The 2509-nt window shown below is 71.9% G+C and carries 2 protein-coding genes and 1 pseudogene; all 3 read right to left on the bottom strand.

From position 1 onward, the window contains the following. Nucleotides 1–156 precede the first annotated feature (156 nt). Complete coding sequence (gene pstS, locus DMH12_RS38170) at nucleotides 157–1281, bottom strand: phosphate ABC transporter substrate-binding protein PstS (protein WP_185832782.1); 1125 nt, start codon at nucleotides 1279–1281, stop codon at nucleotides 157–159. Nucleotides 1282–1538: 257 nt separating this feature from the next. Further along, nucleotides 1539–1973 (bottom strand): NUDIX hydrolase, encoded by a 435-nt coding sequence (locus tag DMH12_RS38165; protein ID WP_125495827.1) that lies wholly within the window; start codon nucleotides 1971–1973, stop codon nucleotides 1539–1541. Between the two features lie 54 nt (nucleotides 1974–2027). After that, nucleotides 2028–2509, bottom strand: a pseudogene (locus tag DMH12_RS38160) (CHAD domain-containing protein); the annotation flags it as partial.

Here is a 2509-nt window from a genome sequence, read left to right as displayed (position 1 = left end):
GTCGGCTTCTGGGTGTCCGTGGTTATGTCCATCGGGTTCTCCGGTCTGCGGAGCCGTCGTACGCGACGGCTCGGGCGGAGCCCGTCGAGGGCTCCTGGCGGCGGTGCACCGGACGGTGCGGCCCGGCCCCCGGGAGGGGACCGGACCGCACTCGGGTCAGCTCAGGCCCGAGATGGTCTCGCGGACCTTGGTGATGATCTCGGTGGGCATCGGGGCGTAGCCGGCGTCCGCCAGCAGGCCCTGGCCGTCCTCCGAGGCGATGTAGTTCAGGAAGGACTTGGCGGCGGGCAGGGTCTCCGCCTTGTTGCCCTTGTCGCAGGCGATCTCGTACGTCACCAGGACGATCGGGTAGGCACCGTCGGCGTCCGGGGTGTAGTCCAGCTCCAGCGCGAGGTCCTTGCCGGTGCCGACGACCTTGGCCGCGCCGATGGCGGCGGTGGCGTTCTCGACGGTGGCCGGAACCGGCTCCGCGGCCGCGGTCTTGACGTCGACGGTCTTGATGCCCTCCTTGGCGTACGACAGCTCGAAGTACGAGATGGCGCCGGCGGTCTGCTTCACCCCGCCGGCCAGGCCGGAGGAGCCCTGCGCGGACTGGCCGCCCTTGGCCTGCCAGGACTTGCCGCCCTCGTACTTCCAGTCCTCGGGCGCGGCGGCCTTCAGGTACTTGGTGAAGTTGTCCGTGGTGCCGGACTCGTCCGAGCGGTGGTAGGCCTGGATCTTCAGGTCGGGCAGCTTGGCGTCGGGGTTGAGCTTGGCGATCGCCGGGTCGTTCCAGTTGGTGATCTTGCTGTCGAAGATCTGGGCGAGCGTCGGGGCGTCCAGGGCGAGGGTGTCGACGCCGGGGACGTTGAAGCCGACCGCGATCGGACCGCCGACCATCGGCATGTTGATGGCCTGGCCGTCCTTGCAGACCTTCTTGGAGGCCTCGACCTCGTCGGGCTTCAGCGCGGAGTCCGAACCGGCGAACGCGGTCTGGCCCTGCGTGAACGCGGTGATGCCCGCGCCCGAGCCGGTCGGGTTGTAGTTGATCTGCACGCCCTTGCAGGCGGCGACGTACTGCTTGACCCAGGCGTCGATCGCGTTCTTCTGGGCGGAGGAGCCGGAGGCCTGGAGCTGGCCCTTGGCGTCCTCGCACTTGATGTTGCCGGCGTTGGCGCTGCTGTCCCCGCCGTTGCTGTTGCCGCCGGTGTCGTCGGAGCCGCACGCCGTGAGGGCCAGGGCGCCGGAGACGGCGAGAGCACCGAGAGCGAGGGCCCGCCGGTTCATGCGCTGAAGCTTCACTTGAGGGAGTTCCTTCCAGGAGCCGCCGTCCTGAATCCGGCGGCGTGCGAGGACTGCGATGCAGGCTGTGTGCTGCGGGGTCGTGCGGTCATGCGGTCATACGGGTCACGCGGACTGAGGGACACGGACGCGCTTTCGGCGTGCGAGCCGTATCGGTAAGGCCGAAATTAGGCAGATCAGGTGAAGCCGCCGATGGGCGTAAATGAACGCGGGGTGAACCCCTGTGGACGGTGCGGTGAGGTCACGGAACGCTTACGTCAAGGACACGGAGCGGTCCCGGGCGGGAGGGCCGCGAGGAGGGCGTCCACGAGGGTCCGGTCGCGGTGCTGGGTGAGCCGGGCGCGGGCGGCCGCCGGCTCCAGCCACAGGATGCGGTCGACCTCGTCGGACGGGGCGAACGCGCCGGTGGTGGCCGCCGCCGCCCAGTACCGGACCTCTTTGGGGCGGCCGTTCGCCAGGTAGCGCACCGTGGGCAGCTCGACGCCCGGCCGGGCGGCGTACCCGGTCTCCTCCGCGACCTCGCGCAGGGCGGCGGCGAGCGCGTCCTCGCCGGGCTTGAGCTTGCCCTTCGGGTGCGACCAGTCGTCGTACTTCGGGCGGTGGACGAGGCACAGCTCCAGGGCGGAGGGGTGCTCGGGGGCGGAGCGCCACAGGACGCAGCCGGCCGCCCGGACGGTGTCTGCGGGGGTCACCACTGTGCGCTCGCGCCTCCTGTCCCGGGTCCGAGGAGAGTCCAACGGCAGCGGCTACGGCAGCCTGATGGGTTCCTTGTGCCAGCTGTGCTGGAACGCGTACCTCGCCGCCTCCACCTCATGCCGCTGGTCGGCGTGGAGCACGCCCAGCGCGTACGCCGTCGCCGGTGCGATGCGCGGCGTACGGGCCGCCTGGGCCGCGGCCGCCGCGGCCTCCGAGGCGTCGCGGTGCCGGTCCAGGGCCTCGCCCGCGGCGAGCAGGCGTACGTCCGCGCAGTCGTCGTCGGCGTCGGTGCCCGCGGTGGGCCCGGTGGCCTCGCCGGTCAGCACCTCGAGGGCGTACCGGTGCAGGCGCAGGAGCAGGCGGACCTGGTGCCAGGGGGCGTCCTGCGGGTGCGGTGACGGGTCGGGGGAGAGGCCGTGGACCAGCGCCTGGGCGTTGTACGGGCTGCCCGCGGTGACCAGGGGGAGGGCGGCCACGGCGTCGGTCAGGCGGTCCTCGGCCGCGGTGGCCAGGGGCCGGATGTCGGTGGGGG

The sequence above is a fragment of the Streptomyces sp. WAC 04229 genome (assembly GCF_003947455.1).
Lineage (GTDB): Bacteria > Actinomycetota > Actinomycetes > Streptomycetales > Streptomycetaceae > Streptomyces.
The sequence above is the reverse complement of the archived record's forward strand: the minus strand, read 5'-3'. Positions and strand labels throughout refer to the sequence as shown.